This window comes from Tersicoccus mangrovi, from assembly GCF_036881825.1.
In the GTDB taxonomy this organism is placed as follows: domain Bacteria; phylum Actinomycetota; class Actinomycetes; order Actinomycetales; family Micrococcaceae; genus Tersicoccus; species Tersicoccus mangrovi.
On record NZ_JBAJMW010000002.1, the window covers coordinates 168,069 to 183,844 of the forward strand.

Here is a 15,776-nt window from a genome sequence, read left to right on the forward strand (position 1 = left end):
GTGACCACCCGCGAACGCGCCCTCGCCGCCGCCGTCCGCCTCGTCGGCACCCAGGGCATCCGCGCTCTCACTCACGCGCGCGTCGACGCCGAGGCCGGCCTGCCGCGGGGGTCGACGTCGAATCACTTCCGCACCCGCGCGGCCCTCGTCGCCGGCGTCACCGACTGGATCGCCGAACAGGAGCGGGCTCTGCTGGCGGCGTCGATGACGTCGCCGGGCACGCTGGACGAGGTGGTCGACGCCTTCAGCGGCGTCCTCGAGGACCTGACCGGGCCGAATGCCGACCGCACCCGGACCCGGTACGCCCTCTTCCTCGAGCTCGGCGCTCACCGGGACGTGCAGGCACCCCTGCGCGCTCAGCGCGTGCGCTTCGAGGCGTGGACACGGGAGCTGCTGACGGGTCTCGGTGCGCCGCACCCGGACGCCGCGACCCGGGCGTTCATGGCCTTCAGCGCCGGCCTCATCCTGAACCGGCTGACGGTGGACCGGGACGCCCCGCTGCGCCCGACCGTCGAGCTCGCCGTGCGCGGCTGCCTCGCCGCGGTGTGAGCGGCCGGTTGCAGAAAGCGGCGACAGCACGACCGACGATCAGGCGGTCCCGCCGGCGCCGTTCAGCAGCTCGGCGAGGACGGTGGCGTGGCTCAGCTCGACCTCCTTGGCCGAGGTCAGCAGGGTGACCGTGCCGCTCAGCTCCCGCAGCGTCCGCAGGGCCTCCCGCTGCTTCTCCCCCGCCAGTTCGGCGTGGTAGCGGTCGGTGAACTCGGCGTACTTGTCGGGGTCGTGTCCGTACCACTTGCGCAGCTCGTTCGACGGAGCGACGTCCTTCAGCCACACCTCGACGCCCACCGCTTCCTTCGTCAGTCCACGCGGCCAGAGCCGGTCGATGAGGATCCGGTGACCGGCGTCGTCGCCGGCGTCGTACACCCGGGCCACGAGGTACCGATCGTGCGTCGCCATGCGGTCAGCCTGTCATGCCCGCCGCGTCGTCGCCCGGCGCGTGACCCGCCGTGAACCGCCGCTCCCCCTGCCGGCCTGGAATCAGCCGCGGTACCAGTCGCACCAGGATCACCAGGACGACGAGTTCGACGAGCGTCTGCGTCACCACCACGCCCGGCACCACCGCCAGGTCCCCGGGAAGCCCGAGGGTGACCGGCAGGACGACGAGGGAGTTGCGGGTGACACCGGTGAGGACGAGGGCGCGCCGGCCGCCGACGTCGAGCCGGGCGATCCGGCCGGCGAGCATGCCCACCGCCACCATGACGACGCCGAACAGCACGAAGACCGGCACGGCGAGCAGCACCGTCGCCGGCCGACTCACCACGCGCGTGATCTGGGAGGCGACGACGACCGCGAGCGTCGCCATCATCAGCGGCACCATCGCGACCGCCCCGCCGTCGAGGAGTGTGGTGGCCGCGCGGACGTTCCGCTCCCGTGCGGCCTGCGTCAGCCACGCCGCGGCCAGGGGCAGCACGATGAGGACGCCGAACGCGGTGACGAATGGGCCGACGTCCAGCCTGCCGAGGACGCCGGGGCCGACGGCGAGCGCCAGCACGGCCGGCACCACCAGCAGCTGGACGAGCATCAGCACCGGAGTCACCGCGACGAGCCGGTCAGCGGCCCCACCGGCCAGTCCGGTGAAAACGACGACGTAGTCGATGCAGGGCGCCAGCAGGACGACGAGGACGCCGAGCAGCAGGGCCGGCCGGCCGACGAGCGGCGCGGAGAGCGCGAGCGCGACGACGGGGACGGCGAGGAAGTTCACGGCCAGCACGGTGACCAGGAAGCGACGGTCGGCCAGCGCCCGGCCGATCCGCGCGACGGGCACGGCCAGGAACGTGGCGTACAGCAGCAGTGCCAGCACCGGCATGGTCAACGACTCGGCCGGCCCGGCGACGCCCGGGACCAGCAGCCCTGCGGCGGCGCCGACGGCGATCGACCCCAGGTACAGGGCCACCTGGTGCCGTTCCGTCCACGCCGCTCCCGTCATGCACTCCATCCTGCCGGGTGAATCCTGCCGGGGTGCCTCGCCGGCCCGGAACGCCGGCAGGCCCGGACCCCGTCGCACGGGATCCGGGCCTGCCGCGGTGAATCGCGAGATCAGGCGAGCACGTCCGCCGTCTTCCACAGCCGCTTGGTGGCCAGCGCGGCCCCCTGGCCGAGGGCCTCGAGCTTGGCGACGGCGATCTGCGGGTGCACGCGGCCGCCCAGCCCGCAGTCCGTCGACGCGATGACGCGTTCGCGGCCCACCAGCGAGGCGAAGCGCTCGATCCGGTCGGCGACCAGCTCGGGGTGTTCGATCACGTTGGTCGCGTGCGAGACGACGCCCGGGATGATCGACTTGCCCTCCGGCAGCTCCGTGTCCTGCCACACCCGCCACTCGTGCTCGTGCCGGACGTTGCCGGCCTCGAACGAGTAGGCACCGGCGTTGATCTGCAGCACCGTGTCGACGATGTCCTTGAACGGGATGTCGGTGGTGTGCGGGCCGTGCCACGAGCCCCAGCACACGTGCAGGCGGACCTTCTCCTGCGGGATGCCGCGCAGCGCCCAGTTGGTGGCCTCGATCCGCACCTTGAGGAAGTCGAGGTAGTCCTCGACCGTGGGCTCGGGGTTGATCTGGTCCCAGCTCTCGGCCAGCGACGGGTCGTCCAGCTGGACGGTCAACCCCGCCTCGACGATCGCGAGGTACTCCTCCCGCATGGCCTCGGCGGATGCCCAGACGAGTTCCTCGGGCGTCTTGTAGTAGTCGTTGCCGATGCGCGCGCACGAACCCGGCGAGAGGGAGGCGAGGAAGCCGTCCTCGACGCCGGCCTTCGTCAGGGCGGTCCTGAGGTTGGTGACGTCGGAGCGGACCAGGTCGTGGCCGGTGTAGGTCAGCGGGGCGACGACCTTGGGCTGGATCACGGGCTTGCGGCCGGTCAGGACCCCGCCGTTCGGATCGGTGTAGGCCTCGCGGAAGCGGGACCAGTCGCGGCGGTCCGGGAAGGACGTCAGGACGATGTTGCCGGGGCTGGACCGGTGCACCTCCGGGTCGGCCCAGCGGTCACCGCCGCGGCCCGCCTCCAGACCGCCGAGCCGGGAGAACGAGTAGTTCCACCAGGCGCCGTAGTCGACGTCGTTGCTCATCTCGTGGCCGTACTCTCCGTCGTTGGGGATGTCGATGCCGAGCTTCTTCTGCCGGGCGACGATGTCGACGACGGACGCCTCGAGCAGTTCGCGGAACTCGTCGGTGATCCCGTTCGCCTGCCGGGCCGCGTTGGCGGCGAGCAGCTCGGGGGTGCGAGGCAGCGACCCGGTGTGGGTCACGCGGATGTGGTCGGTGTTCACGGACATGGCAAGGCCACCTCTCCATCGGTCCTGGCAGTAGCACCGTGCCCGAGTCGGGGGGTTGCTGCGGCGTCGACGAGCCAGGTCTCTCGGCCGCTCCGGATGGTTACCCCGCCAGATGTACCAGAGCCGCGGCCGGGCACGCAAAGGATGTCGCCGTCCACCGACGCGGAGTTTCATCGCCCGTGCCGCGCGGCGGACTCGGGCCGGGTCGACCGGCCGCGGAGCAACGGCTACACCGAGTGTGACGGTTGTGACGGACGTGACTCGATTCCGGCAACGTCCGTCACTCTGGTCACACTCGGTGTGGTGATCGCACCGCTGCGACGGCGGAACCCGACCTCAGAAGCCGGCCGTCCTCAGAAGCCGGTGCGGCCGTACCCGACGACGTACTCCGCGCTCGTGGCGTCGCGGTAGGCGTAGCCGGCCGGCTCGTCGGTGCCCGGGACATCGGAGGCGTTGCCCCGCACGGCGGCGTCGTCTGTAGCGCCGTCGTCAGCGACCCAGGCCGTCGCTGCGGTAACCCAGCCGCGATCCGATCGGGGCCAGCACGCCGACGACGGGCCCGAACACGCGCTGCAGCGCCTCGGACGGCAGGGTGAACTCCGCCCGATGGGCGTGCGCCATCACCGCGAACTGGAACGGGTTGCGCGGGAGTCCGGAGCGCACCGCACGGCCCGCCGTGGCGACCGCGCAGAAGGCGGCGAAGTAGTCCTCGATTTCCAGGGCGGGGGTGAGCCGCACCCGGACATGGGACGCTTCCGTTCCGGCATTGCCCCACCGGTGCGGCGTGTTCGGCGGGATGGCGACGGCCTGCCCGGCGGTCACGGTGCTGCGTTCCCGTCCGTTGGTCAGGTCGAGAGCACCGCTGACCACGGTGAATCGCTCCTCCTGAAACGGATGGCGGTGGGCGAGCGCGACCTTTGCGCCGGAGTCGAGGTGCAGGTCGAACTCGCAGTACTCGCCGCCGGTCGAGTCGTGGGTGGCCCGCCACACGAACCGTTCCCCGGAGCGGGGATTGCTCATCTCGGCGCCGACGTCGACCATGCGGTGATTGTGCCCCGGCAGCCGGGGGTTGACCAGAGTGGTCCGTGGCCCCTGCCCCTTGAGTTCGGCCGTGTTGCGGGGCGGACTGGAGGTCATGACGACGCGTGTCGGCTACGAACGGCTGCGGCAGGTGCGGCGGGCGATGCTCGGTGGGCTGTCCGGCACGGTGGTGGAGGTCGGCGCCGGCGAGGGCCGCGACCTGGCGGATCTGCCGGGCTCGGCCGACTGGATCGGCATCGAACCGTCGTCGCGGGCGCGGCGCCGGCTGGCCGAGAAGGCTGCCGCCCGCGGCTTCCGGGCCCCGCTGGCGGCTCGGGCCGAGGCCCTGCCGGTGGCGGACGGCAGCATCGACGTCGTGCTCGCGGTGGTGGCGTTGTGCAGCGTCGACGACCTCGACCGCGCGCTGAACGAGGCGCGGCGAGTCCTCCGGCCGGGCGGACGGCTGGTGTTCCTGGAACACGTCGCGGCCCCGGCCGGAAGCGGGCTACGGGTGCTGCAGCGGGCGGCCACGCCCGTGACGGCGGCACTGGACCGCAACTGCCACCTGGCGCGGGACCCGCTCGCGGCGGCGGCGCGCACCGGCTTTACCACCGTCTCGGTGGACCGCTACGACGTGACCGGCCGGGTGCCGGGCATCGCTTGGCCGTTCGTGATGTACGAGGGCGCCATTTCGCCAGCTCGTCATTAGCTGTTCGATCCGGTACGGGAAATGGCTCCAGCGAGCATCTATTGACGAGCTGCCGGGCATGACCGGCCGCCCGCCGGCGTTGTCTCCTGCGGCACGCTCGTCCCTCAGCCTGAAGGAGTAGGCCATGACGCCCACCCCCGGAACCGATTCCCCGATCGCCGTCGTCGGCGCCACCGGCCAGCAGGGCGGGTCGGTGGTCGACGCCCTGCTGGAGCGCGGCGCGAACGTCCGCGCCCTCGTCCGCGACCCGCAGGCCAAGAAGGCGCATGCCCTCGCCGAACGCGGCGTCGAGCTCAGTCAGGGCGACGTCACCGACCCCGCGTCGCTGGACGCCCTGTTCGACGGCGTCTCCGCCGCGTACGCGATGACCACCATGGCCGGGCCTGACGGCATCCAGGGCGAGGTGACGTCCGGCATCGCGATCGCCGACGCCGCCGCCCGCGCCCGGCTGCCGCACCTCGTGTTCAGCTCCGTCGGCGGCGCCGAGCGGAACACCGGCATCCCCCACTTCGAGAGCAAGCGCCGTGTCGAGGAGCGCATCGAATCCCTCGGCCTGCACGCGACCATCGTCCGGCCCGTGTACTTCATGGAGAACCTCGCGGGCTTCGGCGTCAGCGTCGAGGACGGCGAGGTGGTCGTGCGCATGGCCCTGCCGGACGGCGTACCGCTGCAGATGGTGGCCGTGCGCGACATCGGTCGCGTCGCCGCCGTCGTCCTGCTCGGCGGGACCGACGTCGAGGGCGGCAGCATCGAGATCGCCGGCGACTCCCGTACGGGCAGCGAGATCGCGAGAGCCGTCGGTGAGCACGCCGGGCTACCCGCCCGCTTCGAGTCGCTCCCGCTGGGGGCGCTCCCGAACGAGGACATGACGGCGATGTTCCGTTGGTTCGTCGAGACGCCCGCGTACAAGGCCGACATCGACCAAGTGCGCACCCTCGACCCGGAACTCCTCGACCTTCCGGCGTGGCTGGCGCAGTCCGGCTGGACACCCGGCCGCTAGCTCACACCCCGTCGTACGAGGAGCGCGCTTCCAAGTAGGCCTCCTCGTAGTCGTTGGCGGCAGCGAGGACAGCGAGAACGCGTTCGCGCAGTTCATCCCGCGGGCACGCGGTGATCTCGACCCACCCGGGGTCCAACGAGCGGGACGAATTCTCGAGCATCAACCTCACGCGGATCCGCGTGGGCCGGTCCAGCTCGTAGTCATGGTCGATGGCCTCCAGCACGTGGTGCATCTCCGCCCTGCTCTCGGCGCTGCTGTACCGCAGCACGGCAGTCGCGCCGTCGAGCCAGCACTCGTCGTTCTCGTCGTCGTCAGACTCCTCCAGACGATCGGTGACGGCCATGAACAGTTGCATGTGTGCAGCCATCGCGGCCGGGTAGGTCTGATCGTGTTCGTCGAAGGGCAGGGCGAGTGCCCGGTCGACGAGTCGCTCCCGCTCGGCACCGTCTGCCGCGACGGCCTTGCTCATCAAGTTCATGGCACCGATCGCCAAGGCCTGGCTGTACGGGCCGATCGTGTGATTGGAGGCGTCCCGGACCGCTTCGAGCGCGCGGTGGGGATCGTCGGCGAGGAAGTCGACGTCGTCGTCCGGAAGATCGGGCATGATCCGACCGTAGCGTCCTCCGGTGACAGAAGGCAGCCGACTATCGGCCGACCGGCGAGAGCGGCGTCAATCTGCTCGATGATGAGGCCAGCGGCCTCGGCGATCCCACCGCAAGCCCCCTCGTCGACTTCGCTGTCATTGGGCGATGATCATTTCCCACATTCGAATTGGAACGAGTCGTCAGCTGGTAGCTTGACGTGCGACGATGCCCGACGCGGCGTCACAAGCAACCTCAATAGGGAGCGGTCTCGATGCTGGCTCAAACAATGTTCGACATCGGCTTCGATAGGGCAGTCGATCACGTCCAGTCCTACTTCAGGAGGACCACCAGCGGCGGACCGTGGTTCACGGGCTCACACTTCGAGTCCTTCGCGGGAGGCGGTGACCGCTACGAGCCGAACCGGATCACCGCGGAGGATCTCGTGGCGGTCTCGTTCCTGGCTGTGGACATCTCAGGGGATGCCGCTCTCGCTCTGATCGAGACGCGGAAGGACGAGGTGGCCGTGCTTCTCAGAGCGCTTCCGGTCGATCTGCAGTTCGAAAGGTTGACCAAGGGCAAGTTCAAGTCGCTCATGTGTGCTCAAGGCAATCCCGCGCAGGCCCTCTGGGATCTGCTGCGCAGTGGGGGCGACAGCTGGGGCATCGGCCCAACCAGGGCCAGCAAGATCATGGCGCGAAAGCGGCCACACTTGATTCCCATCTTCGACTCGGTCATGGAAGAGGCCGCCGGATTGAAAGGCGACCGTCATCAATGGACGACCTGGTGGAACGAATTTCACGGCCCCGACGGGAACCGTCTGGTAGACCATCTCACCAAGATCCGTCTGGCGTGCGGGAAGAATGACCTGTCACTGCTGCGCGTCCTTGACATCGCGATATGGATGGATCGGCACGGAGCGGCGAAGATGCATGGCTGAGACCACCGCCGGTTGATCGGCGCCGCCCTACCCCTTATTCCCGCTCAGCCATGTACTGACAGTGCCTCCCTCTCATCGCCGTCCCGGCGTAGCGTCGACGGCGATACAGGACATCGACGCGGAAGGACACCGCCATGGAGTACACACGACTGGGATCGTCGGGACTGAAGGTCAGCCGCATCGTGCTCGGCTGCATGAGCTTCGGCACGCCGGGCTCGCAGCTGGATTGGTCGCTGGGCGACGACGCCGCCGAGCCGATCTTCCGGCAGGCCGTCGAGGCGGGCATCACCTTCTGGGACACCGCCAACATCTACGGGCACGGTTCGTCCGAGGAGATCGTCGGCCGCGCCATCGAGAAGTACACCTCCCGCGAGCAGGTGGTCCTCGCGACCAAGCTGTTCTCCCCCATGCACGACGGCCCCGGCGGCCAGGGCCTCTCCCGCAAGGCCGTCATGGAGCAGATCGACGCCTCTCTGAAGCGCCTCGGCACCGACTACGTGGATCTCTACCAGATCCACCGGTTCGACCCGAACACGCCCGTCGAGGAGACGATGGAGGCGCTGCACGACGTCGTCAAGGCCGGCAAGGTGCGCTACCTCGGCGCCTCCTCGATGTGGGCGTGGCAGTTCGCGAAGCTGCAGTCCGCCGCGTTCGAGGGCGGTTGGACGCCGTTCGTCTCCATGCAGGACCAGTACAACCTGCTGATGCGCGAGGAGGAGCGGGAGATGTTCGGCCTGCTCGAGGACCAGGGCGTCGGCTGCATCCCGTGGTCGCCGCTCGCGCAGGGCAAGGTGGCGCGGCCGTGGGGCCAGCAGGGCACCAAGCGTTCCGACGAGGACCGGCAGACCGACATGTTCGGCCGGCCCCTGTGGCGCGACGGCGACGAGCAGGTGGTGAACGCCGTCGAGACCATCGCGAAGAACCGCGACGTCTCCATGGCGCAGGTCGCCCTCGCGTGGGTGCTGCACAACCCCGTCGTCACCGCGCCGATCGTCGGGGCCACCAAGCAGCACCACCTCGAGGACGCCGTCGCGTCCCTGGACCTGGAGCTGACCGACGACGAGGTCAGCGCGCTCGAGGAGCACTACGAGATGCGCACCCCGACCTTCTTCTGAGCGGCACCGCCCCGAGAGACTCGAAACGCAAGGAGACCCATGGACCTCCGACCACTCGGACGCACCGGCGTCCAGGTCAGCCCACTCTGCCTCGGCGCCATGATGTTCGGCCCGTGGGGCAACGACGACCGCGCCGACGCCACCCGCATCATCCACCGTGCCCTCGACGCCGGGATCAACTTCGTGGACACCGCCGACGTCTACTCGGCCGGCGTCTCGGAGGAGATCGTGGGCGAGGCGCTGCAGGGTCGGCGCGACGACGTCGTGCTCGCCACCAAGTTCTTCATGCCGATGGACGACGACGTCAACCACCGGGGCGGCTCGCGCCGCTGGATCATGCGCGAGGTGGAGAACTCCCTGCGCCGGCTCAAGACCGATCACCTCGACCTCTACCAGGTGCACCGGCCGAGTGCCGACATCGACGTCGAGGAGACCCTCGGCGCGCTGACCGACCTCGTGCGGCAGGGCAAGGTCCGCTACCTCGGCTCCTCGTCCTACTCCGGGTCGCAGATCGTGGAGGCGCAGTGGGCGGCTCGGGAGCGCCACCTCGAGCGGTTCGTCACCGAGCAGCCGCCGTACTCGATCCTGGTCCGGGGCATCGAGGAGGACGTGCTGCCCACCACCCAGCGGTACGGCATGGGCACCCTGACCTACAGCCCGCTCTCCGGCGGCTGGTTGTCCGGCCGGTACCGGAAGGATTCCCCCAGCAGCCCGGCGTCGAGCCGTCGGCCGAGTGCCCGGTTCGACATGAGTGCGCCCGCGAACCAGCGCAAGCTCGACGTCGTCGAGGAGCTCGCGCAGCTGGCCGAGAGCGCGGGCATGAGCCTGATCGAGCTGTCCATCGCGTTCGTCATCAACCACCCGGGCGTGACGTCGGCGATCGTCGGGCCGCGCACGATGGAGCAGCTGGAGTCCTACCTGCCCGCGGCGGAGATCACGCTGACGGACGACGTGCTCGATCGCATCGACGAGATCGTCGCGCCGGGCGTCACGCTCAACCCGGACGACAACAGCTACGGCGACCGGGAGTTGCAGCCGGCGTCGCGTCGGCGGTGAGGCCCACCTCCCAGCAAGCTCGTCTGCTCGACGGCGTCACCGTCGTCTCGCTCGCGATCAACCTGCCCGGGCCGTTGGCCGTCGCGCGGCTGGCAGCGCTCGGGGCAGCGGTGACGAAGGTCGAGCCGCCGTCCGGGGACCCGCTGCGAGGGGCCGCGCCGGACTGGTACGCCGAGCTGCACCGGGACGTCACGGTGGTGCCGCTCGACCTGAAGCGGGAGCTCGCTCGCTTGGAGGAGCTGCTCTCCGGAGCCGACGTGCTCGTGACGGCGATGCGCCCGGACGCGGCCGTGCGGCTCGGACTGCCGGAGCTGGCCGCGCGGGCCGGAGTCGCGCACGTCGAGATCGTGGGACACGACGACGGCCGGCCCGGTCACGACTTGACTTTCCAGGCCGAGGCCGGGCTGCTGGCTTCGGCCGGCACGGTCGGGAAGGAACAGCCGGAGCCGGCGATGCCGCTGGCTCCCGTCGCCGACCTGCTCGGCGCCGAACGAGCGGTGTCCGCGACGCTCCTCGCGCTGCGGGTGCGGGAGGCGGGTGCCCCGGCCCACCAGCGCGTCCTCCTCGCCGAGGCGGCGCACGACGCGGCCGCCGCCGTCCGGCACGGACTCACCGGTCCCGGTAGCCCGCTCGGTGGCGGCCTGGACCAGTACGGGCTGTACGCGACGGCCGACGGGCACGTCGCCGTCGCCGCGATCGAGCCGCACTTCGCGGCCCGGCTCGCCGAGCTCGTCGGTTCCACCCGCGATGACCTGACCACGCGGTTCGCGGAGCAGACGTCGGCGGCGTGGGAGCGGTTCGGCCGCGAGCAGGACCTGCCCATCGTCGCCGTCCACCAGATCTCCCAGCACGATCAACCAACCGAAGGAGACACATGAGCACCATCGCCATCGTCGGAGCAGGCAAGGGACTCGGCGCCGCCGTCGCCCGGAAGTTCGGATCGCAAGGGTTCGACGTCGCGCTGATCGCGCGCAACCAGGAGCGGGTCGACGCGCTGGCCGGCCAGCTGCAGGGTGAGGGCATCACCGCCCGCGGGTACACCGCGAACGTGCGGGACCCGCAGTCGCTGATCGCCGCCCTGGACCAGGCCACGCAGGAGCTGGGCCTGATCGAGGTGCTGCAGTACAGCCCGCTGCCGCAGAAGGAGTTCCTGCGCCCGGTGCTGGAGACCACGGTCGAGGACCTCAAGGGCGCCGTCGAGTTCTCGATCTACGGCCCGGTCGCCGCGGCGCATCAGGTGCTGCAGGGCATGCGCACCCTGGGGACGGGCTCGATCCTGTTCGTCAACGGCGGGTCCGGCGCGAAGCCGAGCTCCGGCGTCGCGGGCACGTCGATCGCGTTCGCGGGTGAGACGGCGTTCGCCGCCATGCTGCACGAGACGCTGAAGGACGAGAACATCGGCGTCGGGCAGATCATCATCCCGGGCGCGATGGGCGAGGAGGGCTCGACCAAGAGCCCGGCCGCGGTCGCCGAGAAGCTGTGGCACCTGCACACCCACCACGACGAGTTCCGGGTGTACGCGGAGGAGCTGCCGGGCTCGTGGGAGCCGACGGCCTCCTGACCGCCTGAGACGCGAGCGAGCCCTGACACCACACCGGTGTCGGGGCTCGCTGCGTTGTCGGAGGCAGTCAGCTCGCGAGGAAGGGGACGAGGAGCGCCGCCAGCGCATCCGGGCCCGCGTCGTGGCCCTGATCCTTGACGACGGAGAACGTGCCGTTCGGCACCGTGCGGGCCACCTCCTCGGCGCCGAAGCGCAGGAAGGCGGGGCTCGCGCCGCCCGCGATTGCCAGCACCGGCACCGGGATCTCTGCCCACCGCGCCGGCACCGAGCTGTCCCCCATCACGGCGTCGTCGTAGGCGAGGGTGGGAGCCAGAGCCTCCATGCCCGCCCAGGCCGGCGAACCGCGCATGCCCGCCACGGCCTCCGGCGGCATCCCCACCCGGCGCAGGAAGGCGGCCACCGCCTCATCGGGCCGGTCCGCTGCCAGCGCGGCGGTGAGCTCGGCGGTGTACGACGCCGCCCCGGACCGCGCCTGTTCGGGCATGAACGGGGGCTCGAACACGGCGACACGGCTGACCTGCTCGGGGCCCAGGGCGGCGGCCGCGGCGAGGGCCAGCGCTCCCTCGGACGAGATGCCGACGAGGGCGGCCGGACCGCCGGTCGCGGTGATCAGGGCGGCGAGGTCCTCGACCTCCCGGTCGACCGCGTACGGCACGGTGTTCGAGCTTCGCCCGCGTCCGCGACGGTCGTAGAGGTGCACGGTCAGCCGGTCCCGCAACTGCTCGGCCAGCGGCCGCATCGGACCGGACTCGCGGAAGCACATCGCGCCGTCGATGAGCACGACGGACGGGCCGGACCCGGTGGTCTCGTGGTCGATGACGGTGCCGTCAGCGGAGATGGTCTGGGACATCGATGCCTCCCTGGCTCGGCGATCCGTCGCGGACCGCGGTGGTGGTGTCCGTGGCCGGTGTGGGGCCGAGCAGCGTGTGCAGTTCGTCGAGGGCCGCGCTGAAGCCTCGTTCGACGCCCCGGGCGATGGCGGCGTCGCGGTCCGACGTGGAGTCGTATCGGAGCTCCGCCGTGAGCAGGGTGCTGCCCCCGGCGGTCGCCAGGGTGAGGGTGGCGAAGGTGGCGGCGAGCGCCGTGGTCACCGCACCGTGCTCGTCGGAGGAGTGCTCGACCCAGGAGATCCGCTCCGGAGGCACGATGTCCCGGTACACCGCTCGCATCCAGTGCTCCCGACCATCACTGCTGCGCAGCCGGTAGTGCCAGATTCCCCCGGGCCGGAAGTCCACGGTGCATTCGACGACAGGACACGACGGCGGCCCCCACCAGCGTCGGAGATGCTCGGCTCGGGACAGGGCCCGGAAGACCTGCTCCCGAGGCGCCGCGAGATGTCGGGTGAGGACGAGGGCCTTCGGCAGCCGCGTCACCGTGGTCGCCGTCATCGGTCCTCCTCCGGCATCTCGTCGAGGTAGTCATCGAGCCGGTCGAGGCTGGCGGACCAGTGGCGCGTGTGGCGATGAGCCCAGGCCTCCACGCGTTCGAAGGCGCCGGTCTCGAGGTGGCAGTGCCGGCGCTGCGCCTCGCGACGACGTGAGATGAGGCCGGCACGTTCGAGCACGCTGAGGTGCTTCGAGATCGCCGGGGTGCCGAGTGCGAACCCCGCGGCCAGCTCCGAGACGGTCGCGTCTCCGCCGCGGAGCCGATCGACCAGGGCGAGGCGCGTCGGGTCGGCCAGGGCCGCGAAGGTCAGCGCGAGGCCGCCACGCTTGTTATTTCCGCTAATGGAAATTTCCATGTGAGTAAAGTAACGACGACGTACCGGCGACGTCAAGCGCAGATCCGCGGTCAAGAACTGGCCGCACGACGCAGCCCCGACCGTTCCGCCGGTGCGGTGCACGCGGTACAACAACAGGCATGGAAGCCGATCAGAACCTATCCGACGACGCCGTGCCGACCATCACGCCGATCCTCGTGGGCGACCTGTTCGTCGGGGAGGACGAGCGGATGCCGATCTACGTGCACGTCATCGACCATCCCGACGGGCGCGTGCTCGTCGACACCGGCCTGACGGCGCTGCACCCGCTGGTCGCCGACATGGACCCCTACCTGAATCCCCTGGACACGCAGGACGGATTCGACGTGGCCGGCATCGACGTCGTCGTCAACACCCACCTGCACTTCGACCACTGCGGCGGCAACCACCTCTTCGCCGGCACGCCGATCCACGTGCAGCGACGGGAGCTGGACGACGCACGCAGCCAGGACGACTACACGATCCGCGAGTGGGTCGACGCGCGGGGCGTGCAGTATGTGCCGGTGGATGGCGAAGTCGAGCTGCTGCCCGGTACCCGGCTCGTCCCGACGCCGGGCCATACGCCGGGGTCGCAGGTGATCGTGGTGGAGACCGGCGGGCGGCCCGTCGTCATCGCCGGGGACACGGCGGTGTTCCACGCCGAGCTCGACGAGCCGAGCACGGAGGGGCAGCGGCTGATCCGTGGCCTCGAGCCGGAGCTGGTGTGGCTCGCGCACGCGCACGAACCATGGCGGCCGGCCGCTGAGAGTTGAACCGGCTGGCGCGTCAGAACGTGATGATCGGCTTGATCGTCCTCCCGCTCTTCGAGTCCTCGAACGCCTGATTGATCTGATCCAGCGGGTACGTCTGCGTCAGCTTCTCGATCGGGAACTTCCCCTGCCGCCACAGGTGCACCAGCGTCGGGATGAACTGCTGCGGCACGGCGTCGCCCTCGATGATGGTGCGGAACGACCAGCCCTTCATCAGCGAGGAGCCGACCTCGAACGTCACCTCGTCGCCCGGCGCCGGGGCGCCGACCAGTCCCACGCGCCCGTTGATGCCGACCGAGTCGGCGGCCTGACGGGTGACCGCGGTGATGCCCGTGGTGTCCAGGGCGACCCGGAAGCCCTCTCCCCCGGTGATCTCCTGCACCCGGGCGCCCAGGTCCTCGGAGCCGGAATTGATCGTGTGGGTGGCACCGAAGTCGCGGGCCGCCTCCAGCCGGGAGTCGACGAGGTCGATGGCGACGATCGTCGTCGCGCCGATGGCCGCCGCCGCCATCGCCGCCGCCGACCCGACCGCTCCCGTGCCGAAGATCGCTACCGACTCCCCCGCGCGGACGGCCATCGAGTTCATGATCGCGCCGGCCCCGGTCATCAGCCCGCAGCCGAGCGGCCCCAGCAGTTCCAGCGGAGCGTCGTCGTCGACCTTGACGACGGAGCGCTCGGCCGCGTTGACGTGGGTCGCGAACGAGGACTGGCCGAAGAAGTGCGAGGAAACCGCGGTGTCGCCGTCGCGCAGCGCCGTGGAACCGTCGGGCCGGGTGCCCCCGAAGTTGCGCTCGAACATCTCCGCGCAGTAGGACGAACGGCCCGTCAGGCACTGGGGGCAGACGCCACAGGAGTTGTAGCCGAGCACCACCTTGTCGCCGGGCTTCACCGACCGGACCGCGGAGCCGACCTCCTCGACGACGCCGGCGCCCTCGTGGCCGAGCACGGCCGGCAGCGGGGTCGGGTAGACCTGGTCGCGGATGATCGCGTCGGTGTGGCACACGCCGGTCGCGACGATCTTGACGCGCACCTCGGTCGGCCGGAGGTCGTCCAGCTGCAGGGTGGTGACCTCGAACGGCTCGCCCTTGGCCCGGGTGATCGCAGCGGTGATGTCCATCGAATGACTCCTTCGTCGTCGTGGCTCACGGGCCGGGCGATGCGCCTCGGCGCCGCCGGCGGTCACCGGTCACCCGAAGAGCCACTGGACCTCGGTCCGGTCGTTGCGCCAGTCGCGGTACTCGAAGACGAGGTTGATGACGGTCGTCAGGATCGCCATCACGAGGGCCGACGCGATGCGCCCACCGTAGCCCTTGACCTCGCTCCAGGCCACGCCGGTCCACCCCAGGACCACGGGCGACACCGAGACCACGGCGATGAGGACGGCGAGCACCACCAGCCAGACGAGGAGGCTGCGCTCCCGCGGCCGCTCGGTGACCACGTAGCGCCCGAACCGCAGCGTGTTGGGTGTAGCGATGACGCCCTTGGCCAGGGTGCGGTCGTCCCCGGCCTGCCGGATCACCACCTCGTCGTCGAGGCGGAGCTCCGTCGTCGTCTCCCCGAAGGCGTGCATGAACGCCCGCGGCAGCGTTCCGGCCACCTTGTTCACTGCGTCCTTGATCGCCTCGATGCTCTCCGTCGTCCCGAAGAGGCGGATGAGCACGACCTCTTCCCGCTCGAGGCTGACGAGGCCCTCCACGGAGTCGACCTGGATGAAGATGCTCTCGCCGAGGGCCAGTTGCTGCTGGACGGCGTCCGGCAGGTTGCCCTTGAGGCGCTCGACCTGTTCCCGGCGCCAGGCCTCGGTCTCCGGCCCCTGGTGGGGCAACCACGAGGTGCTGCGGAGCGCCTCGACGGTGTCGTCGCGGGTCAGGGTCCGGCCCGGGGTGGGGAGAGTGAGTACGGCGCGCACGGTCCTGGTCGTCGCAGACGAGTGGTCCGTTCGGGACGACGACGTCG

The 15,776-nt window shown here is 70.5% G+C and carries 19 protein-coding genes and 1 riboswitch; of the genes, 9 read left to right on the top strand and 10 right to left on the bottom strand.

Features of this window, described 5'->3' with window-relative positions:
• Entirely contained in the window at positions 1-549 is a 549-nt protein-coding gene (locus V6N00_RS04580) for a TetR/AcrR family transcriptional regulator (protein WP_334230908.1), read from the top strand.
• Between the two features lie 39 nt (positions 550-588).
• Here the strand turns inward: V6N00_RS04580 and V6N00_RS04585 are convergent, their stop codons facing one another.
• From V6N00_RS04585 to V6N00_RS04600, 4 genes are all read right to left on the bottom strand, one after another.
• Positions 589-957, bottom strand: coding sequence for a DUF488 domain-containing protein (locus V6N00_RS04585; protein ID WP_334230909.1), 369 nt, complete (start codon positions 955-957; stop codon positions 589-591).
• A gap of 4 nt (positions 958-961) precedes the next feature.
• Positions 962-1,987 carry an arsenic resistance protein gene (locus V6N00_RS04590; RefSeq protein WP_334230910.1) on the bottom strand — a complete coding sequence of 342 codons (1,026 nt, stop codon included), beginning with the start codon at positions 1,985-1,987 and terminating at the stop codon, positions 962-964.
• A gap of 110 nt (positions 1,988-2,097) precedes the next feature.
• The gene (locus V6N00_RS04595) at positions 2,098-3,330 is read right to left on the bottom strand and encodes a cobalamin-independent methionine synthase II family protein (RefSeq protein WP_334230911.1); all 1,233 of its coding nucleotides are present in this window, start codon (positions 3,328-3,330) and stop codon (positions 2,098-2,100) included.
• Positions 3,331-3,342: 12 nt separating this feature from the next.
• Positions 3,343-3,433: riboswitch (SAM riboswitch) on the bottom strand.
• A gap of 386 nt (positions 3,434-3,819) precedes the next feature.
• Positions 3,820-4,467, bottom strand: a complete 648-nt coding sequence (locus V6N00_RS04600) for a cupin domain-containing protein (RefSeq protein ID WP_334230912.1) — start codon at positions 4,465-4,467, stop codon at positions 3,820-3,822.
• Between V6N00_RS04600 and V6N00_RS04605 the strand changes: the two genes are divergently transcribed.
• Together V6N00_RS04605 and V6N00_RS04610 are read left to right on the top strand one after the other, a co-directional pair.
• On the top strand, positions 4,466-5,059 hold the full coding sequence (locus V6N00_RS04605) for a class I SAM-dependent methyltransferase (protein WP_334230913.1): 594 nt from the start codon (positions 4,466-4,468) through the stop codon (positions 5,057-5,059). The two genes, V6N00_RS04600 and V6N00_RS04605, sit on opposite strands and share 2 nt — an antisense overlap.
• Positions 5,060-5,183: 124 nt before the next feature.
• Complete coding sequence (locus tag V6N00_RS04610) at positions 5,184-6,059, top strand: NmrA/HSCARG family protein (protein WP_334230914.1); 876 nt, start codon at positions 5,184-5,186, stop codon at positions 6,057-6,059.
• A gap of 1 nt (position 6,060) precedes the next feature.
• Here the strand turns inward: V6N00_RS04610 and V6N00_RS04615 are convergent, their stop codons facing one another.
• The gene (locus tag V6N00_RS04615; RefSeq protein WP_334230915.1) at positions 6,061-6,663 is read right to left on the bottom strand and encodes a hypothetical protein; all 603 of its coding nucleotides are present in this window, start codon (positions 6,661-6,663) and stop codon (positions 6,061-6,063) included.
• A gap of 251 nt (positions 6,664-6,914) precedes the next feature.
• Between V6N00_RS04615 and V6N00_RS04620 the strand changes: the two genes are divergently transcribed.
• From V6N00_RS04620 to V6N00_RS04640, 5 genes are all read left to right on the top strand, one after another.
• On the top strand, positions 6,915-7,580 hold the full coding sequence (locus tag V6N00_RS04620) for a DUF6308 family protein (RefSeq protein WP_334230916.1): 666 nt from the start codon (positions 6,915-6,917) through the stop codon (positions 7,578-7,580).
• Positions 7,581-7,714: 134 nt separating this feature from the next.
• A complete protein-coding gene (locus tag V6N00_RS04625; protein WP_334230917.1) occupies positions 7,715-8,695 on the top strand; it encodes an aldo/keto reductase in 981 nt (326 codons plus the stop codon).
• 39 nt (positions 8,696-8,734) lie between these two features.
• Positions 8,735-9,751 (top strand): aldo/keto reductase, encoded by a 1,017-nt coding sequence (locus V6N00_RS04630; protein ID WP_334230918.1) that lies wholly within the window; start codon positions 8,735-8,737, stop codon positions 9,749-9,751.
• Positions 9,748-10,629, top strand: a complete 882-nt coding sequence (locus V6N00_RS04635) for a CoA transferase (protein ID WP_334230919.1) — start codon at positions 9,748-9,750, stop codon at positions 10,627-10,629. The genes V6N00_RS04630 and V6N00_RS04635 overlap by 4 nt, the downstream gene beginning before the upstream one ends.
• Positions 10,626-11,312 (top strand): SDR family NAD(P)-dependent oxidoreductase, encoded by a 687-nt coding sequence (locus tag V6N00_RS04640; RefSeq protein ID WP_334230920.1) that lies wholly within the window; start codon positions 10,626-10,628, stop codon positions 11,310-11,312. The genes V6N00_RS04635 and V6N00_RS04640 overlap by 4 nt, the downstream gene beginning before the upstream one ends.
• 67 nt (positions 11,313-11,379) lie before the next feature.
• Here V6N00_RS04640 and V6N00_RS04645 read toward each other — a convergent pair whose 3' ends face one another.
• From V6N00_RS04645 to V6N00_RS04655, 3 genes are read right to left on the bottom strand one after another with little or no spacing between them, the layout of a single operon-like run.
• The gene (locus tag V6N00_RS04645; protein ID WP_334230921.1) at positions 11,380-12,162 is read right to left on the bottom strand and encodes an alpha/beta fold hydrolase; all 783 of its coding nucleotides are present in this window, start codon (positions 12,160-12,162) and stop codon (positions 11,380-11,382) included.
• Positions 12,140-12,700 (bottom strand): SRPBCC domain-containing protein, encoded by a 561-nt coding sequence (locus tag V6N00_RS04650; protein WP_334230922.1) that lies wholly within the window; start codon positions 12,698-12,700, stop codon positions 12,140-12,142. Before V6N00_RS04650 ends, V6N00_RS04645 begins: the two co-directional genes overlap by 23 nt.
• Complete coding sequence (locus V6N00_RS04655; protein WP_334230923.1) at positions 12,697-13,053, bottom strand: ArsR/SmtB family transcription factor; 357 nt, start codon at positions 13,051-13,053, stop codon at positions 12,697-12,699. Before V6N00_RS04655 ends, V6N00_RS04650 begins: the two co-directional genes overlap by 4 nt.
• A gap of 119 nt (positions 13,054-13,172) precedes the next feature.
• Here V6N00_RS04655 and V6N00_RS04660 point away from each other — a divergent pair, with 119 nt between their 5' ends.
• Entirely contained in the window at positions 13,173-13,823 is a 651-nt protein-coding gene (locus tag V6N00_RS04660; RefSeq protein WP_334230924.1) for an N-acyl homoserine lactonase family protein, read from the top strand.
• 13 nt (positions 13,824-13,836) lie between these two features.
• Here the strand turns inward: V6N00_RS04660 and V6N00_RS04665 are convergent, their stop codons facing one another.
• Complete coding sequence (locus V6N00_RS04665) at positions 13,837-14,937, bottom strand: NAD(P)-dependent alcohol dehydrogenase (protein ID WP_334230925.1); 1,101 nt, start codon at positions 14,935-14,937, stop codon at positions 13,837-13,839.
• Between the two features lie 69 nt (positions 14,938-15,006).
• Positions 15,007-15,729: a hypothetical protein gene (locus V6N00_RS04670; RefSeq protein WP_334230926.1), complete on the bottom strand. Its 723-nt coding sequence runs from the start codon at positions 15,727-15,729 to the stop codon at positions 15,007-15,009.
• Between the last annotated feature and the right edge of the window lie 47 nt (positions 15,730-15,776).